Source organism: Pasteuria ramosa (assembly GCF_056496785.1).
On sequence record NZ_CP143099.1, the window covers coordinates 1,476,867 to 1,494,768 of the forward strand.

Annotated in this window: 14 protein-coding genes; 2 read left to right on the top strand and 12 right to left on the bottom strand. The window is 30.3% G+C overall.

Annotated features, from left to right (window positions below; all coding sequences use genetic code 11):
- Window positions 1-39: 39 nt before the first annotated feature.
- The 8 genes from VS182_RS06265 to mutS all read right to left on the bottom strand — a co-directional run bounded on the left by VS182_RS06265 (window position 40) and on the right by mutS (window position 11,373).
- Complete coding sequence (locus tag VS182_RS06265; protein ID WP_479492500.1) at window positions 40-1,317, bottom strand: methionine gamma-lyase family protein; 1,278 nt, start codon at window positions 1,315-1,317, stop codon at window positions 40-42.
- A 52-nt stretch (window positions 1,318-1,369) separates the two neighbouring features.
- Window positions 1,370-1,609, bottom strand: a complete 240-nt coding sequence (gene hfq / locus VS182_RS06270; RefSeq protein ID WP_479484307.1) for an RNA chaperone Hfq — start codon at window positions 1,607-1,609, stop codon at window positions 1,370-1,372.
- 376 nt (window positions 1,610-1,985) lie between these two features.
- Window positions 1,986-2,903 carry a tRNA (adenosine(37)-N6)-dimethylallyltransferase MiaA gene (gene miaA, locus VS182_RS06275; RefSeq protein WP_479484308.1) on the bottom strand — a complete coding sequence of 306 codons (918 nt, stop codon included), beginning with the start codon at window positions 2,901-2,903 and terminating at the stop codon, window positions 1,986-1,988.
- Between the two features lie 479 nt (window positions 2,904-3,382).
- Complete coding sequence (locus VS182_RS06280) at window positions 3,383-3,790, bottom strand: hypothetical protein (protein ID WP_479484309.1); 408 nt, start codon at window positions 3,788-3,790, stop codon at window positions 3,383-3,385.
- Between the two features lie 446 nt (window positions 3,791-4,236).
- On the bottom strand, window positions 4,237-4,380 hold the full coding sequence (locus VS182_RS06285) for a hypothetical protein (RefSeq protein WP_479484310.1): 144 nt from the start codon (window positions 4,378-4,380) through the stop codon (window positions 4,237-4,239).
- A gap of 1,686 nt (window positions 4,381-6,066) precedes the next feature.
- Complete coding sequence (locus tag VS182_RS06290; RefSeq protein ID WP_479484311.1) at window positions 6,067-6,846, bottom strand: class I SAM-dependent methyltransferase; 780 nt, start codon at window positions 6,844-6,846, stop codon at window positions 6,067-6,069.
- Window positions 6,843-8,786, bottom strand: coding sequence for a DNA mismatch repair endonuclease MutL (gene mutL / locus VS182_RS06295; protein WP_479492501.1), 1,944 nt, complete (start codon window positions 8,784-8,786; stop codon window positions 6,843-6,845). The genes VS182_RS06290 and mutL overlap by 4 nt, the downstream gene beginning before the upstream one ends.
- A 22-nt stretch (window positions 8,787-8,808) precedes the next feature.
- On the bottom strand, window positions 8,809-11,373 hold the full coding sequence (gene mutS, locus VS182_RS06300; protein ID WP_479492793.1) for a DNA mismatch repair protein MutS: 2,565 nt from the start codon (window positions 11,371-11,373) through the stop codon (window positions 8,809-8,811).
- Window positions 11,374-11,546: 173 nt separating this feature from the next.
- Here mutS and VS182_RS06305 point away from each other — a divergent pair, with 173 nt between their 5' ends.
- A complete protein-coding gene (locus tag VS182_RS06305; protein WP_479484313.1) occupies window positions 11,547-13,268 on the top strand; it encodes a peptidoglycan D,D-transpeptidase FtsI family protein in 1,722 nt (573 codons plus the stop codon).
- 126 nt (window positions 13,269-13,394) lie between these two features.
- The gene (locus VS182_RS06310; RefSeq protein ID WP_479492502.1) at window positions 13,395-13,754 is read left to right on the top strand and encodes a hypothetical protein; all 360 of its coding nucleotides are present in this window, start codon (window positions 13,395-13,397) and stop codon (window positions 13,752-13,754) included.
- 335 nt (window positions 13,755-14,089) lie between these two features.
- Here VS182_RS06310 and VS182_RS06315 read toward each other — a convergent pair whose 3' ends face one another.
- The 4 genes from VS182_RS06315 to VS182_RS06330 all read right to left on the bottom strand — a co-directional run bounded on the left by VS182_RS06315 (window position 14,090) and on the right by VS182_RS06330 (window position 16,727).
- Complete coding sequence (locus VS182_RS06315; protein WP_479484315.1) at window positions 14,090-14,311, bottom strand: transposase family protein; 222 nt, start codon at window positions 14,309-14,311, stop codon at window positions 14,090-14,092.
- A 5-nt stretch (window positions 14,312-14,316) separates the two neighbouring features.
- A complete protein-coding gene (locus tag VS182_RS06320; RefSeq protein ID WP_479492503.1) occupies window positions 14,317-14,580 on the bottom strand; it encodes a hypothetical protein in 264 nt (87 codons plus the stop codon).
- The gene (locus tag VS182_RS06325; RefSeq protein ID WP_479488613.1) at window positions 14,581-14,907 is read right to left on the bottom strand and encodes a transposase family protein; all 327 of its coding nucleotides are present in this window, start codon (window positions 14,905-14,907) and stop codon (window positions 14,581-14,583) included.
- A gap of 842 nt (window positions 14,908-15,749) precedes the next feature.
- Window positions 15,750-16,727, bottom strand: a complete 978-nt coding sequence (locus VS182_RS06330) for a CPBP family intramembrane glutamic endopeptidase (protein WP_479484317.1) — start codon at window positions 16,725-16,727, stop codon at window positions 15,750-15,752.
- Window positions 16,728-17,902 lie beyond the last annotated feature (1,175 nt).

The following is a 17,902-nucleotide window of genomic DNA, read 5'->3' on the forward strand; positions in this document are numbered from 1 at the left end:
ATTTATCCTAAAGGGAAACTGATTATAGCTGACTTATATCTACCCTATTTTTACATTTTTCATAGCTTCCAAAAGTGCCCATTTGGTATGTGCGTAACTTAAACCTCCTTGGAAATAAAGTGTATAGGGAGGCCTTAAAGGAGCATCTGCTGACAATTCTAAACTTGATCCCTGGATAAAAGTACCTCCAGCCATAATAATTTTATCACAATATCCTGGCATTGGTGCAGGTTCAGGCATAAAATGGGCATCAATAGGTGAACTTTTTTGTATGCCATGACAAAATGCAATTAACTTTTCTTTCGATCCAAGGTATAACTTTTGTACAATATCAGCACGCTTATCACGCCAATGAGGATACACATCATAACCTAGTTCATCCAAAAAAGCAGCAGCTAATACAGCACCTTTAAGCGCTTCACCAATCATCATCGGTGCCAAAAATAACCCTTGATAAACATCACGCAACCAACCCCATGTAGCACCTACCCCAGATCCCAACCCAGGTGCTGTTAAACGTTGCGAAACTCTGTTAACAAGATCAGCGCGTCCAACCACATAACCGCCACTCTTAGCTAAACCACCACCAGGATTTTTAATCAACGAACCAGCCATTAGGTCCGCACCTTGTAAATGCGTCGGCTCAAGTGATTCAACAAATTCACCGTAACAGTTATCGACAAAAAAAAGACCGTCAGGATGAAGATATGGCCGGAAACAATGCATAGCGTGCCGTAATGTATATGTATGCAAGGAAGGTCGTAATGGATCATAGCCACATGAACGTTGAAAAGCAATGACACGCGTCTTATTATTTAAATGTTTTAAAACACCATCTCGATCAATTGAACCATTATCTGTAAGGGGCACAAAATGTACTTTAACACCTAAAGAAGCTAACGATCCTAAAGAAGGATCAAAAGCCTTAGTACCTAAAACAGGTAACAATGTATCATAAGGGGTACCTGTAGCATAAATCAATTCATCCCCTGGACGTAGTGAAGCATATAAACAGGTAGCAATCGCATGCGTACCTGAAACAAAATGCGGACGAACCAAAGCAGCTTGCGTACCCATTAAATGAGCAAAAATACCCTCTAAAATTTCTCTTCCCTGATCGTTGTATCCATAACCAGTCGATCCATTTAAACAGCTCTCAGTTACATTATGACGCCGAAAACAGGCCAAAAAACGGGCCTGTTGACGTTGTACATGTTTTTCTATAAGCTGCTTTACTTCGCTTATTTTTTCTTCTGCCCTAAATAAAGAACCGAACAAAGTCGAGGAAGAGTAACCGCTCTCACATGAACCACGCATAAAACGCTTAGCCCTCCTTCAAAAAAATTCCATAATGGATAATTTATAAAATTTAACTCATACTATCGTCAGAAAGAGAAACAGGTGAAAGAGGGGTGAAAGTCGAAACAGCATGTTTATAAATCATCTGTTGCTTACTACCATCTTCATTGGAAATCATAATCGTAAAGTTATCAAAACCTTTAACAAAACCCCTCAATTGAAAACCATTGATTAAATGGATAATAACCTGAACCTTGCTTTTGCGAATCTTGTTAAGAAACGTGTCCTGAATATTGATGGATGGTTTCAAAATGGTTTACCTCCTGGCTCTCGCCAACGCAAAAGATGGACTTAAAACATCACATACAACTTTTACGCCAAGTTTACTATTTCACAAACAAAACAAAACACAAACTAAGGTAATTTGGCATGGTATCTCATTTTTACCTAACCATCAAACGCCATTTTATACCCATCATTATACTTCCTACGCAAACGAGATTCAACGTTAGCAAAAAACCACAACCTCTTCATAGTATAATAACGGTTATGGGAAATCATAAATAATCAAAAATAAAAAAATCTAAAATAAAGAAAACTAAAAAATAAAAACATTAAAAAACAAAAAATAAACAAAACCAACAAAAATGATCTAAACTTAGAATATCAATTTAAATCATACTCGATCAAGTCCTCACAGGTAAAGAAAAAGCACCTTCAATATCAACTAATAATTTTACTAAATAATCAGGCTCTAATAAATCAACTTGCACCATATTAGGCCAACGACGCCACCAAGTACGCTGTTTCTTTGCCAACAACTTTGTAGAAGACCAAATATTGTCCATCGTTTGCGAAAAACTACACTTTCCTTCAAGATATAAAAACCAATCTCGATAACCAATCGCTTGCATAGCATGCCAAGAATCATTAGCACCTAAAGATTTTAACCAACGAACTTCATTTAACCAACCCTCTTGCACCATTTTATACAAACGATCTTGCAAATATTGCACCAAAACATCAGGCGGTAACTTAAGCCAAAAAACAAGTGCATCAAAATTAATACTTTTCTGCACATGCAACGGCTCTCTATGAGCAGACATCAAAGATACTTCAAGCGCCCTAATAACCCTTTGTGTATTATGAGGATGAATCTTCGTATCAGGTAACCGCTTACATAAAACATCATACAAAGCATGCCGCCCAAAACGTGTCACAAAACGATCACACGCTGCACGAAACAACTTACAAGGCGGAACACTTGATGCCGTAAACCCTTGAAGCAAAGTAGCTACATACAATCCTGTCCCACCAACCAAAAAAGGTATCTTACCCCGCCTATGAATATCAGCAATAGTCTCCACAGCCAACCTATAATAATGAGACAGAGAAAACGTATGCCATGGATCACAAACATCTAATAAATGATGACATACCTTGTCCTGTTCCATAAACGTCGGCTTAGCCGTACCCACAGAAAAACCCCTATATACTTGAAAAGCATCAGCAGAAACAATCTCACCATTTAACAACTTAGCCAATTTAATTGCAATATTTGTTTTACCAACACCTGTTTCTCCAGCTATAACAACGAGTTTCATGATGCCTCCTTTATCTAGCATCCAAAAATAAGTACAATAAATAACAAAATACAAAAATAAAATAATAATATAACAACATGAAAAAATAATAATATAACAACCAAAAATAAATAAAACTTTACATACATAACGGGCTTGTAAAGAAATATTAATATAGCCGGTTAATAATGGTGTAATTTAAACACAAAAATAGCCATTATCATAGCTTTTTTTGCATTAAATTAGATTCTTAAACACTATTTAACATGGGTTATTGGACAAGCTCAAAGATTGTAAATTAAATATAAAAAAAAATTCTCTATAAAAATGTTGCATGAAAAATATTATATCAAAAAATAGTAAACACATTTGTATAAGATTAAAAATATATAAAAAGTTAAAAAAACCAAAAATAGTTTATTTGACTAAAAACAATATCGTAACTGTACATGCCGGAAAATGCAGTAAAAAATTGCAAATTAATTTTAGGCGCAGTTTTCCTATACAACTCTTAGTTGTTTTTGAATTTGGCTAAGAGAAACACCTTCTTGAGTTTGTTCATATATATATTTAATAAAACAGCGTTTATTTTCTTTTCTATATATATTTAGACCATTAAGCAGATTTACTTCACCTATATATATGCATAAAATTGAAACAAACAATATCAAAGAAAAGTAACGATCCAAGGACTTTGTGGATCTAACTTGATATCTATCAAGGGATAGATTAACTTTTACTGTTCTAAAATAAGTTTCAATTGACCATCTTTGTTCATTAATCAACGTTATATCTGTGCTAATAAAAACTCCCATTTTAGCAGGATCAAAACCGTGACCATATTCTAGGGAAAGAAGAAGAACAGCATTATCAATTTTATTAAGCTTTCTCTCATAACGATATATCATATAACGGCCATTTTTGATGATTACAACATCAGTATCTGACTTTTTGATATAGGCAGAAAATTCAGTTATATATTGCTTAATTCCTTATGGATAAAAAAAGCGATTGGTTTTGAATCCAGCAATAATATAACAACCTTTTTGACCTAATTCCGGTAATTGTTTAATTATATTATCTGCTATATTAAGTTTATTATTTTATTTTATGTTTTATTTTGTTTTTTAGGAACATATCTTTCTGTAGCGAATGGATATATCGAATAACCAGTACGCAGCATCGATTGAACAACAGCATGACCATAAACTTGTTTTTTATCTAATAAAGAATAATGACAAATAGCTCCTTCTATAGAATTAACAGCCCGTGACGAGAGCTCTGTTTTTCTACAGACAGTATCGTAAATTATAAAAAAGATTAGTTGGTCATTTTTCTTAGCTTGCGTCTGGATTTAATCATAAAAAACTTGACTAACTATTGTTTTTAAAAATCCTTCATCCCATTTACCAGGTGAAAGCATATCACCAATGCTTCTTATATCCCGATTATGCAAGCTTTCACGATGAATATCTGTCAATGTACCTTTAAAACCCATCGTATAATATTTCACCTACTATATGTGTAATATTATTTAAAGAAGGCTTGGCAAAATAGATTTATAGCTTACATTCTTTAAAACATTTGCTTAAACCCTCTTTTTGTGGTAAATTATTTGTACTAGACATACTTTTCTCCTCCGCGTGGTTTATTTTTGCTACTTATATCTTACAAAGAGGAGAAAGGTATGTCTATTTTTATACCTGTTTTCCTTCTTAAAATCTAATTTACAATTTTTTACTGCATTTTCCGGCATGTACAGCATTATCATAACTTCCCGTACATTCGACTAGTTTCTTACAACTTATTTACATTCCTTTGCGTTTATTTACATGGTTTTTTGAACAGGCTCAAGTAAATTATTCGTCATAAATATCCCTTTTTCTGCTCTGATCAGGTTAATACTTATATCTTACATAGAAAAGAAAGTTATGTCTATTCTAATTTTTAAAATTCAATTTACGTATTTTTATTCTATTATTTAAGAAAAAATATTGAACTTGCCAAAAAAATAATATAGAAGATTAGTAATATAGAAGATTAGTAATAATGTAATTAAAACACAAAAATAGACATTATAATAGTTTAAAATGCATTAAATTGAATTTTTAAACCCTATTTAACATGAATTTTTGAACCAGCTCATTATTAAATTTATTTTTTTAAACCAAAAACTAATGAAGGAATCCTCGATATAAAAAAATAGTTTGTAATCGTAATTATCATCCAAAAATATGATGATAAATTTAAAGAAATAAATGAAATTTGATTTATCCGAGAAGGTAGATCAAAATATGAACTATAAATACAAGGAACAATAATTCCATAGAATAAAAACGCAAAACATAACATCTTATTTATAAAATAATGATTAAATTTAAAACAATCCCCCAAAATTTTATTTTCATATATTTTCTGAATTTTAATAACCAAAAACCATATAAAAATACCAACAGATATAAATAATGAATCATAAATTAAAAATACTAGAACAGAAGTACCAAGTAAAATAAATAAGCTAAAAAGATAAAAAAAGAAAAAAACCCTTGTGTTATGTTTTTGTTTTCGTAAGCATATTTATATCTATTTTTAAAATCTAAAACAAGATTTATCCAGTACTCTTTAGTTACAGATGAATAATTAAATCCATAAATTTTTTCAAAATTTTTTTCTAACATTATCTTTTGATAAAAAATCATCTTTTGTTTTATTATTATACAAACCTAAAAATAAACATAAGCAACATAAGATTACAACTGTTGACAATATAAATTTTATATTCAGAAAATTCTCAATAAATATTTTTGGACCAAAAGCTATATCTGTCACAAAACTAAGCAGTAAAGGTAAAAGAATAAAAAAACCACAAGTTAAATAATAAAACAAACGAAAAATAAAAATACTTTTATTTTGATCTTGTAAAAAATTTAATTTATATATAACATAACCCCCTTGTTTTATCGAGATATAAATGTAAAATAAAATTATATCTAATTAAAAAATAATAAAAGATTAATAAATGTAAAATTAAAAATTATTATAATTGACATAAGCATAATTCATATTCATATAATAGAATTGCAACTTTTATTGCTATAAAAGTTGCAAAAATAATGATTGATGATGTTTTTATATCAAAATTAATTTATAATACATGTATTTATCCTAAATTCGCAATTTTAGATCAACCATCATGAAAAAAAACACCATAAGAATGCTTTCTTGCACGATGAATGGCGGAAAAACAAAATTGCTCAAAAGGAAAGCAAGGTGATGCTTTAAGCATAATGGCGCGTTTGGCAACTCTTTTAGCCATTTCCATAGCTTCTAACGTAAATGGGGCAAAGTTAGCAAAATAACGCAAGCTTTGCATAGAGGATGACTTTATAACTGTATTTTTAAACATAGGGTCAAAATAAACAACATCAAATGACTTTTCTTTTAAGGTTTTTAGCTGCTTTGTATAATCCATATGGCGTGTTTTAATCTTTTGCATAGCTAAAACAAGCTCATTGTAACCGGTTTCATAATGCTTAAAACCTTCCGTCGCTAAAATAAATACTGGCCATTGACTCTCCCATCCTTCAACATAACCAGTATCCCCTACCAGATAAGATGCAACAATCGCATCAGATCCTAAGCCCATTGTTGTATCTAAAAAGGTTTCACCAGGTTTTAAATTTAACAAATTTAAAAAAGGATCTGATCCCCCTTTATTGAGATTTTTTAAACGCAACATCGCACTACCAGGATGAAAAAAAATGGTTTTTGCCAGTAAATTGGTGAAAACTTGTCCATTCGCTTTACAAACTAAAGCAACTTCATGTGAATTCTCAGCTAAAAGTTTCGGGATAGCTTTCCTTAGACGATCTTGGTAAATAAAGTTATACTTATGAGCCAATCGCTTAGCTTTTGCACAAATATCATTTTGTGCCATAATCGATGTCGTAACTAATATCTTCATTGGCCACGCCTAAACATTTTCGCTAATTCATCTGTAGAAATCTTTACCACTACAGGTCGTCCGTGAGGACATGTCGCTGGTTGATCACAACCTGTCCATTGAGAAACTAAAGATGTTAATTCCTCCGATGATAATTTGGAAGAAGCCTTAATTGAAGCTTTACATGCAAAACGACTTGATAAATCAATCAACCACATATCCTTATTTACTACTCCTTTCGAAGCTATATCACGCAACCAATCAGGCAAAATCGCCATCGCATCGCTTTCTTTCCATACAGCAGGATAAGAACGTACTAAAATTGTACACTCACCAAATAAAGTAATATTAATCCCAACAGACTGCAATTGATCAAACATTGGTTCTAGGGTACAAATTTCAGAACGCGTAAGCTCAACCTTAATCGGTAATAATAAGGTTTGCTGTTTATGTACAGAATCTGCTAATGACTTGCAAAAACGCTCATAATTAACACGTTCATGTGCCGCGTGTTGATCAATCAAATATAAGCCATCTTCAGCTTGAGCAACAATATATGTAGCATGTACTTGCCCAATAATCTGTAGCTGGGGCCAAAGTTTCCGCGAAGCTATATTAGGTACCATATTCATCTTTTCTTCTTTAAAACCATAAGATGCTTTAGCTAAATTTGATCCATCATAAATTGTCTGAGCTAAACTATGAGGTTTACCTTCACGCATATTTGTCTTTTGTGCATTTGACTGATTAAACAAATAATAATTTTGGCTTTTTTTAGCCTTTAGATCTTCACCTAGTTCTTGATTATTTTGTGAATAATAAGCTTGGCTTGTTTTAGACTTTAGATCCTCACCTAGTTCTTGATTATTTTGTGAATAATAAGCTTGGCTTGTTTTAGACTTTAGATCCTCACCTAGTTCTTGATTATTTTTTGTTTGTGCTATCTGGAACAAATCTAGTTTAGGAATTAATTGCTTACCGATTAAATTTTCTTGTATAGCTACAAAAAGCTCTTTACATAAAGCTTGTTCATTTTGGATTTTCACAATTTCTTTTGTTGGATGAATATTCACATCAATTAATTGTGGATTAATTTTTAAAGCTAATACAACCATCGGGTATCTGTTTTTTGGTAATAAAGTGCCATAACTACGTAAAATAGTATTAAGGATAGCGGCTGAACGAACAATACGTCCATTGATGATTAAAAACATATGACGCCGATTTGCTCGGGTTAAAGCAGGTAATGATAGTAAGCCATTTATAACGATTTCAGGCGTCTTAAAAGTAAAAGGTACCATATCTTTCGCTACTTTATGCCCAAAAATAGCATGAAAAACATGCAAAAGTTCACCATCTCCTGGCGTGCTTAATAACTGACGACCATCCTGTTTAAGGGTAATACGCATATTAGGTTTAGCTAATGCCAGTTTTTGAATCATATAAATACTATGTCCTAGTTCTGTTGCTATTGTACCTAAATGTTTTAAACGCGCTGGCGTATTATGAAACAATTTCGTTATTTTAATCTTTAAACCTTGTGTAAAAGGAACAATTTCTGCTGCTGAGGGTTTTCCATGAAAAACACGATAAGAACGACCAGATTGTTCATGCTCCTGACGCGTAACTAAAGTAACATTTGCTACCGCAGCAATACTAGCTAAAGCTTCCCCTCTAAAACCTAGCTCCATATGATGCTCCAAATCATCCTCTGTTCTAATCTTACTAGTCGCATGCCTAACAAAAGCTAAATGAGCATCTTCATCATCCATACCCTTACCATTATCAATAACTGTAATGGCAGAAATACCTCCCTCAACCAATGAAATTGTAATCTTGCTTGCACCAGCATCAATCGCATTTTCCACAAGCTCCTTTAAAATAGCTGCTGGTCTCTCCACGATTTCACCCGCAGCTATTTTCATCGCTACTTCTTCGGATAAAATACGAATAAAACCCATTAAAAACATCCTTTCAAATAAATTAACCCAACAAGAAACGCTTAACCTTCATTTGCCATTTTTCAACTTCTGCTAAAGTTAAAACAGGAGATTGTTTTAAATAATCCCAACCAGATATTTCTTTAAATAATAAAATTACTTCTATTGGAATTTCTCCCTTATCTTTGTTTTGTTCTTTAACTGTCTCTTTGTTTTGTTCTTTAGCTGTCTCTTTGTTTAACTTTTCTTTTGCTAAAGAAACATGCGTCTTACGCTGCTCTAATTCATCTAAAATAACTTGCGCACGCTCTAAAACCTTATCTGGCAATCCAGCTTGTGCGGCTACTTGTAAGCCATAGCTACGATCAGCAACACCTTCGATCATTTTATACAAAAAAACCACTTTGTTCTCTTTTTGGATACAATTTGCTTTCAATAATAAAAGATGAGGCAATGGATCAAGTGCTAGTTCATGATAATGGGTTGAAAAAAGAACTTTAGCCTTAACTTCATAATGCAAATATTCAAGAATTGCTTTAGCCAAAGCCATCCCATCGTAAGTAGCTGTCCCGCGTCCAATTTCATCTAACAAAATAAGGCTATGTTTTGTTGCTTGACGTAAAGCAACATTTGTTTCGCTCATCTCAACCATAAATGTACTTTGACCTCGTAATAAATCATCTGCAGCCCCAATACGTGCAAAGATCTGATCAACCAAAGCTAGCTTCATGCTAGCCGCAGGCACGAAACTACCGATTTGTGCCATGATAACTAGTAAAGCAACTTGACGCATATATGTACTTTTACCCGCCATATTAGGCCCTGTTATAAGCATGATATTTTTTTTATCATTAAAATCAGTATCATTAGAGATAAAATTAGCCTCTTCATAAGAACTTAAAATCGGATGGCGACCTTCAGTAATATGTAAGTCAACACTTGTTTGTGATGATATCAATGATGGTTTAACATATGCTTCTTTTTGGGCCAAACTAGCTAACGCTTGTAAACAATCAACTTTAGCTATCCATTTAGCTAAACGTTGGAAATGATCTATATGAGCTAATTGTTTTTGTCGAAACAAGATAAATTGTTCATGCTCATAACGGATAGCTGTTTGCTGAGCTTCAATAATCGAACGTTCTTTTTGCTGAAGTTCATCCGTTGAAAAACGCTCTACATTAGCCAATGTTTGTTTCCTCTTGTAGCGATCTTTCGGCACACTAGCTAAATGTGTTTTTGTAACCTCAATATAATAGCCAAAAATCCGATTGTAACCGACTTTCAAAGAACGGATACCTGTTAAATCACGTTCTCTTTTTTCAAGTTCTTGGATCCATTTCCGACCATCAGCTTCCTCGGTCCTTAATTTAAATAGTATTTCATTATAACTGTCACGAAAGATTAAACCTTCTTGCAACGTCAAAGATGGTGTATCACAGATAGCAGCTAAAATATCTTCCGCAGCTTTAAAACAAGAAGTTGTGTCTGTTAAAACAAAAGCGGGACAATCAGTTAATAAAGCTTGTAAATGAGGCACTTGCATCATCGACTTAGCTAACCAGAGTAAATCACGCGCATTAGCTCGTTCATAAGCGAGACGAGCAACCAAGCGTTCAATATCATAAACGCCCTTTAATAGCTGCCGTAGATCATCTAACAAAAGCGGCTTTTGTAAAAAATATGATATAGCATCCTGTCTTGCTAAAATAGCAGATATGTCTCTAAGCGGCTGTTGTAACCAACCCCTTAATAACCTGCTACCCATTGATGTCACTGTATGATCTAAAATATGCCAAAGAGAACCTTGTTTACGATGATCTTTAGGATTCTTAATTAGAGATAAATGATGCTGTGCTAATGAATCCATCATCAAATATCGTTTATGGTCTTTTTGCTTGAAATTTTTCAGATGAGGTAATATTTGACGCTGTGTCTTAAAAATATAATTATAAAGACATTGTAAAGCCTGTTTCTGTAAGGGTAAAATATCCGTCATCATCGAAGGTAGCTCACACAAAGGTTGTATATCAACTTCTGTATAAGGTATAAAAGAAGGTATCTTTTTTTGCAAAAGTTCAGGCAAAGCATATCCTACTAATTCACGCGGTTGATAACAAGTAAGTTCTTCCCATAAAAGTTGATAAGAACCCGTAAACATACCAATATGACCCTCACCCGTTGAAAGATCAACAGCAGCAAAGGCCCACTGGCTATCTGATGATTTATCTTTCGTTGTTTTTTGATAAGCCAGTCCAATGAGAAAACAATGGTCAACATCAGATGATAAATCATCATCCAAAAATGTGCCCGGTGTCACTACACGAACAACCTCACGCGGAACCAACGTTTTCTTATTAGCAGGCGTCATTTGTTCACAAATAGCCACTTTATGCCCAAGCTGAACTAATTTCTTGATATAACCATTCACAGCATGAAAAGGAACTCCGCACATAGGTACTTTACCATCGCGTGTGGTTAAGGTTAAATCTAAAAGTAAAGCAACTTTTGTCGCGTCCTCAAAAAATAGTTCATAAAAATCACCTAAACGAAAAAACACAAAAGCATCTGTATGCTCTTTTTTTATTTTTAAGTACTGCTGCATCATAGGTGTCAAATCATAACCCCCTTTAAGATATTTGTAAATATTTTACCATAATAAATGTAATAAGTTATCTCACTAAATATTAAAACATTTCTAATATTACAAAAAAATCGAATAAATACCAAACCGTATAAACTGTACCCACTGTGCCAAAAATGGGCATAGGGGGTATTTATTTGTTATCCAAGCAAAGAATTAAATTATTATCATATATCATTTGCATAATATTTCTATCACTTTTAATTCAACTTTCATGGATAAACCAAAAAAAAAACCATTTATGGGCTTTAAAAACAATCAACCAACACAAAAAAGCTATCCGTTTAGATAGCGGGCGCGGTAAAATTGTTGATCGCAAAAACAAAATTATGGTCGGCGAACGACATCCTTATTTATTAATTTTTCCACAAACAAAAAAACATATTAAACAATACAATAAAAAATTTACACAACTAGCTAATTCGTTGAATATACCTTTTGTTGAACTCATAGAACAACTTTCTCAAATTAGAAAACCAACTTTTCTAAAGAAAGAAAATAAAAATGAAAATAATAAAAACAACAACAGTAATTATAAAGAAAATACTTATACTTCATATAAAATACCAATACATATCCATCAACAAATCAATAACCTGAAAATCCCAGGTATACAACTCGTATGGGCTGAAAATCGTCTTGCGAATGATCAACCATCTATCATAGGTAATATTGCACGTTTCCATAATCATAAAAAAATTGTCGCTCATACAGGTCTTGAAAAAACATTTGATCCATTTTTAAATGGTCAAGCTGAAAAACTTCTTTGGTACAAAACCAATGTTAAAGGACAACCATTGAATGGTCACCCTACAAAAAGCAGTTGGCATCCACTTCTAGGACCAGGTTACGATTTAGTTGTAACATTAGATAAAGAAATCCAAGAAATCGCAGATAATTTGTTAAATCAATTTAGCATCAAAGATGGCGCTTTAGTTGTACAAGATATAAATAACGGTGATATCTTAGCTATAGCAAGTAAAGAACCGCAAGATGAACCCCAAGGTAATCGTGCCTTGATGGAAGCAGCTCCGGGTTCGATATTTAAAACAGTCGTTGCTGCTGCAGGAATGGAAGAGGGATTAGTAAACCCTCAAAGTACATCAAATTGCAAAGGTTCATTAGCTAAACTAGGTCTAAGAGAAAAAAATAAAACACAAGGTCATGGTGAACATAGTTTTAGTGAATCATATGCAAATTCATGCAATATTGTTTTTGGTAAACTAGCTGCTCAGTTAGGCGCAAAACGTTTAGCAGCTTATAGCGAGAAATTAGGCTTTGGCAATAAATTATTATCATATGGTAACAATAAGATAAAAAAACAGTTCATCGAAGAACACCAAGGTGTCATTTTTAAAAGAAACTTAACGGAATATACAAAAGGCGAATTAGCACAAACTGGTTTAGGACAACACGATGTACTAATTACACCCATACAAGCAGCTCATGCCATAACAACAATTTATCATCACGGAAATCCACCCTTACCTCGTTTAATTCAAGCCATTCGCAATGAACAAGGAAAAAATATCATTGAAATACCAAAAATTTGGTCCAACACAACAAAAAAATTAGCACCAGAAACTACAAAAGGCTTACAAAATATGATGCGTAATACTGCTATCAAAGGCACAGCTTCCCCATGGTTATATAATGCTAAATGGCCATTAGGTGGTAAAACAGGAACAGCACAAGTAACAGATAAAAATAAACGCAACCTGTATCATAAATGGTTTATTGGTTTTGGGCCAACAGATAACCCACGTTACGCTGTAGCAGCAATAACAAGATATGTAGATGATGCAAATGATAAGAAAGCCATATTGTTATTCCGAAATTTGATGGATAAATTGAAATAATAAACATTTATAAATATTGATAAATATCTAAAACTAATCATCATGTTATTTTATAAATAAGAATGGGAAAGCATAATTAAGTCATGGTGAGATCGATCGGCATGGTTAAAGGAGTAAGGAACCATAATGAAGATCACTATCAATTTGACAAAGGCGGAACTAGATCTGATAGAAGAAGCACTGCTACAGTATCAAAGTTTATTGCTAAAATCAGAAAACCAAGACAGCATGATAAATTATGAATTAGCACTTTGTCAACGTATTTTCGAAGAATTCGGCATGGAAGATTTAGAAGCAAATAATAACGAGCCATCTCCACCACCCAATAATTTTAATCCCCCTCATTATCCACCCCCAAATCAACCATATAACCAACCCCAACAACAACAACAACAACAACAACAACAAAAAAGAAATCCAACACATTATAACAATGCAACACATTATAACAATCAGACACCTAATCAATATCCATTTTCACGTTAAAACGAAGCTTTCTTTAACACATAAGAAAAGCTTCGTTTGATTATAAAAAATAAAATATAAATTCATTTTTATCTAGATTTCATATTTTGGACTTGTCCAAGAATCAATGTGAATGGAGTTTAGGTGTCTAATCAAAGGCACTAAAAGCTATGATAATTGCTATTTTTGTGTTTAAATTTCATAAATAGTGTTAAAATATAAAAAACGAAGATTTTTGTTTTAGGGATTTTATTAATAGGTTTAATTTGTCATTTTTGTATTTATAAACAATGAAATTCTATTAAAAGCACCTAACTAATACATATGTAAATTGTCAGAATTTTTAATTTTGCTATTTAGCTTGCTTTTTTATCTTCTTTAACTTCTTGGAATTTCCCTAAATCTAGGTGAGAATTAAACATTGCGCATATTAAATCAAATTGTTCTGGAAATTTTTTAGGATTATTAAGATATATATTAGAAATAATCTTAAATATTTTTAACCAACCTATAACTCTTTCTACCAATGATCTTTTACGAGAAATTTTTTGATTATACTCCTTTTGTTCCTGAGTCAAATTCTTTAACTTACTTCTTTTATATGGTAAAAAAATAGCTTTTGTAAGCCCTGCAAGCCTAAATCAGAGATTAAAGTGGCATATTCAGATAACCATGGAATGTACGAATCTTTAAAAAGCTTAAAATCATGTGCACTCCCGGGTGCAAAATTGGTGTAGACAATAGAAGCTGTTTCAGCACAAATTGCAAGGAAAGACTTCATTTTTGGATACTTTTTTCTTCCGGATTCATATTTTTTATTATCTTTTGTTGGTCTTTCTATGCGCAATTAAGTACAATAGAATATAAACAAACCAAATATGAGAGATGAAAAATATGGGCTCTGATTTGCAGGATATCTTTTGGATAATACTTTCTTGGCGATAACTTGTATCTTTTGTATGATGTTATTAACCATGCTTTTACTAATACCAAAAATTTGTGCAATTATTCTATTTGTAAGTCCAAGAAAAAAATTATGAAAAAATAAGTATACTTGATTTTCAGGGTTGAGTATATTTTGCCTTCCACCCTTTATTTTGGTCTTTAAATCTATTTTTCTAACTCTATTAACTATTTTTTCAAAGATGATTTTATCTACACTGATAGCATACATGAATTTACCTTCATCAAATGCTGCTATTTTGGAATATTACATATTCAAGTATTTAAGTTTAGATTTATAAATATATGCTTAATCATCTCTTTTAAATATAAAATTTTATAGTAGTATATATCAACAAAAAATCACAATGTTATATTAATATTGTGATTTTTTGTTGATATATTACAATATTAAATTCAAAAATATTAGAAAGAGATAAAATTATTTTATATAAACTTATTTTTTTTGGCATAAACTTAAAAATATTAATAAAATATATGAATTTTGATATATTTTATTAATATTCAAATAATTAAAAAATTAGTATTTATATATCTTAAAAAATATATAAAAGGCAGATTTATTGTTTATTTTAAGCTTTTTTAATAAAATTTGAAAATTGACAATCCCTACCAATAATCTGCAATAATCGGATATATTAGCATTCTTGGACAAGTCCTTTAAAAAAATTCCAAAATATTAATCATAGATAAATTAGTATTATGTTTTTAAAATTTTCTTTTTTTTAAAAAATTTTCAAAATAATAATTAATAAATAATAATTAATAAATAATAATTAATAATTAATAAATAATAAAGGATAAAGGATAATTAATCATCTATACTATGTTTAGGCAAAACTTAAAATAATATTTTGAAAATATATTATTTTAAGTTTTAGGAACAAGCTCATAAAAGTAATCCAGGTAAGTAATTATAGAGCTTGTCCAATAACCCATGTTAAATAGTGTTTAAAAACCTAATTTAATGCACAAAAAGCTATGATAATAGCTATTTTTGTGTTTAAATTACAATATTACTAATCGGCTATATTAATATTTCTGGACAAGTCGCTAGATAAATTCATAGAAATAATAAAAAGAACTTGATAATATATTATGAATAAAATGAAAGAAAATAGATGCCCATAAACCATACCGTTTAACAAACCAACCCCAAATTAAGGAATTTAAAAACAAAATTATAACTCCGGAAATATCATATTGAATATGAATAATAGCAAACCAAATACTTGTCCACACAATACCTAGCTTAGGCTGCAAAAGTCCTCTGAAAAATAATTCCTCTCCTATAACAGGGAATATACAAAGTGCTAAAATAACCCAAAAAGTTAATTGATATGATGAATCAATTAAAGTAATAGGTTGATCCATCGTACTGTTAAAAACAAATAATAAATTACGTATATATGTTTCTGAAAAAAATAACGAAATTCCTAAAACTAAAATAAGCAATATAATCTTAAAAGAAATAGCACGATTCAAACCTAAACGTTCCATAATTTGCCTAGGTGTACGATATAAATAAAAACCTAGACAAGCTAAAATAACGAAAATGCAAAACAACATTGTTTGAACCATACCCCAAATCGAAGGACTACTAAGATAATTTTCCGAAATTTTAGATAAAACATCTGACTTCCTAGTAAAAATAAATATAAATAACTGACTAATAAAAGTAATCAATACCAAATGATGCGTATATCGCTTAAAATCCAAATCAAATTTACGCATCATTTTCTTTCTTATATGCACAAAAAATGGACAGGAAAAGAAAAAACTAATAACTAAGGCAATAGCTATAACATATAAAACTTCCTGAACTTCCTGAATATGATAACGCAAATCCCAAAATATATATAATAAAACCCAAACTAACCATACACTAAAATTAATAAAAAACATCTTATATCGATAAAAACCATACCCATTAGCTAATGTCGCTCTCTCCAAAAAACATCTTTCATCTAACTTCAAAACACCAATTATTAAAAGAGGAAAGATAAAAAACATTAATAGCCATAAAAACATGATTACCCTCCCAAAAATAATAATCATGACATTTCATAAAGATATTAATTTAATAAATATTTAATTTATATAATAATAATAAATAACAAAAAAATAATTTAATAAAATAAATACTTATTTGAAATTAAACATCAATATTTTATAAAAAACAAAAGTTTTAAAAGATCGTTTATTGAAAATATAAAACATAACACCACGAACATACTCAAAATTCAATAAAAAAATATATAATAAAATGATAAAGATATACGCCAAACATAAAAATCAAAAAAATCATCACTAATTATATTAACCCTATTTAAAAAAATTCAGAAATTTCCAAAATTATTCTTCTGATAAATTTACATATAATAAGTATGGTATATATAGAAAATAATAATTAACATATAATAATATAAACTAAAATTGTTATATATATTTAGAGTAATTTATTTTATAAATAAAAAACAATAAAATAAATAAAAAAATAAATTTATAATTAATCCCATACATATATATTATAATTAATTATAAATAAATAATCAAATTAATTATAAAAAATATAATATAAAAAATATTATTATATATAAAACAATATTATTTTTAATTTTAAGATTTTTGATAAAATTTTTAAAATTAAAAATCAGATCCAATCGCTTGGAATAATACTATATATTGGACTTGTTATAAAACAGATATTATATAAAGATAAAATATAGTAAAAATACATCATTTAGCCTATAAGGACTTGCTATTACATTTAAAATTTATCGATAATATTAAAGTATCAAAAAATATAAGCTAATTCTTAAATTTAGTTTCCCTTAATTTATATTTATGTTTGATGTATATATTTAAATATCAAACATAATAAAATTATATCTTTGGCATCTAACTAAATAAGAAACATTAATTATCTGATTTTTTTAACTTTCCAATTTATTTTAATTGCTTTAAAAAACTAATTTTATTAATAAAAAATTGCATTATATTATTTTTTAAAATATAAAAAGCGCTGATTATATTTTATCAGCGCTTTTTTATTTGCTTTTATATCCTGTGTCCAAAAAACAACCAAACCCAAAACATCAATAATTTCAGAATTATCTAATTTTAATTTATGTACAAAGGTTAATTATAATAAATTTTTATTGTTTTTCAAATCATGTTTTATTACACTTTCTACTATAATTAAA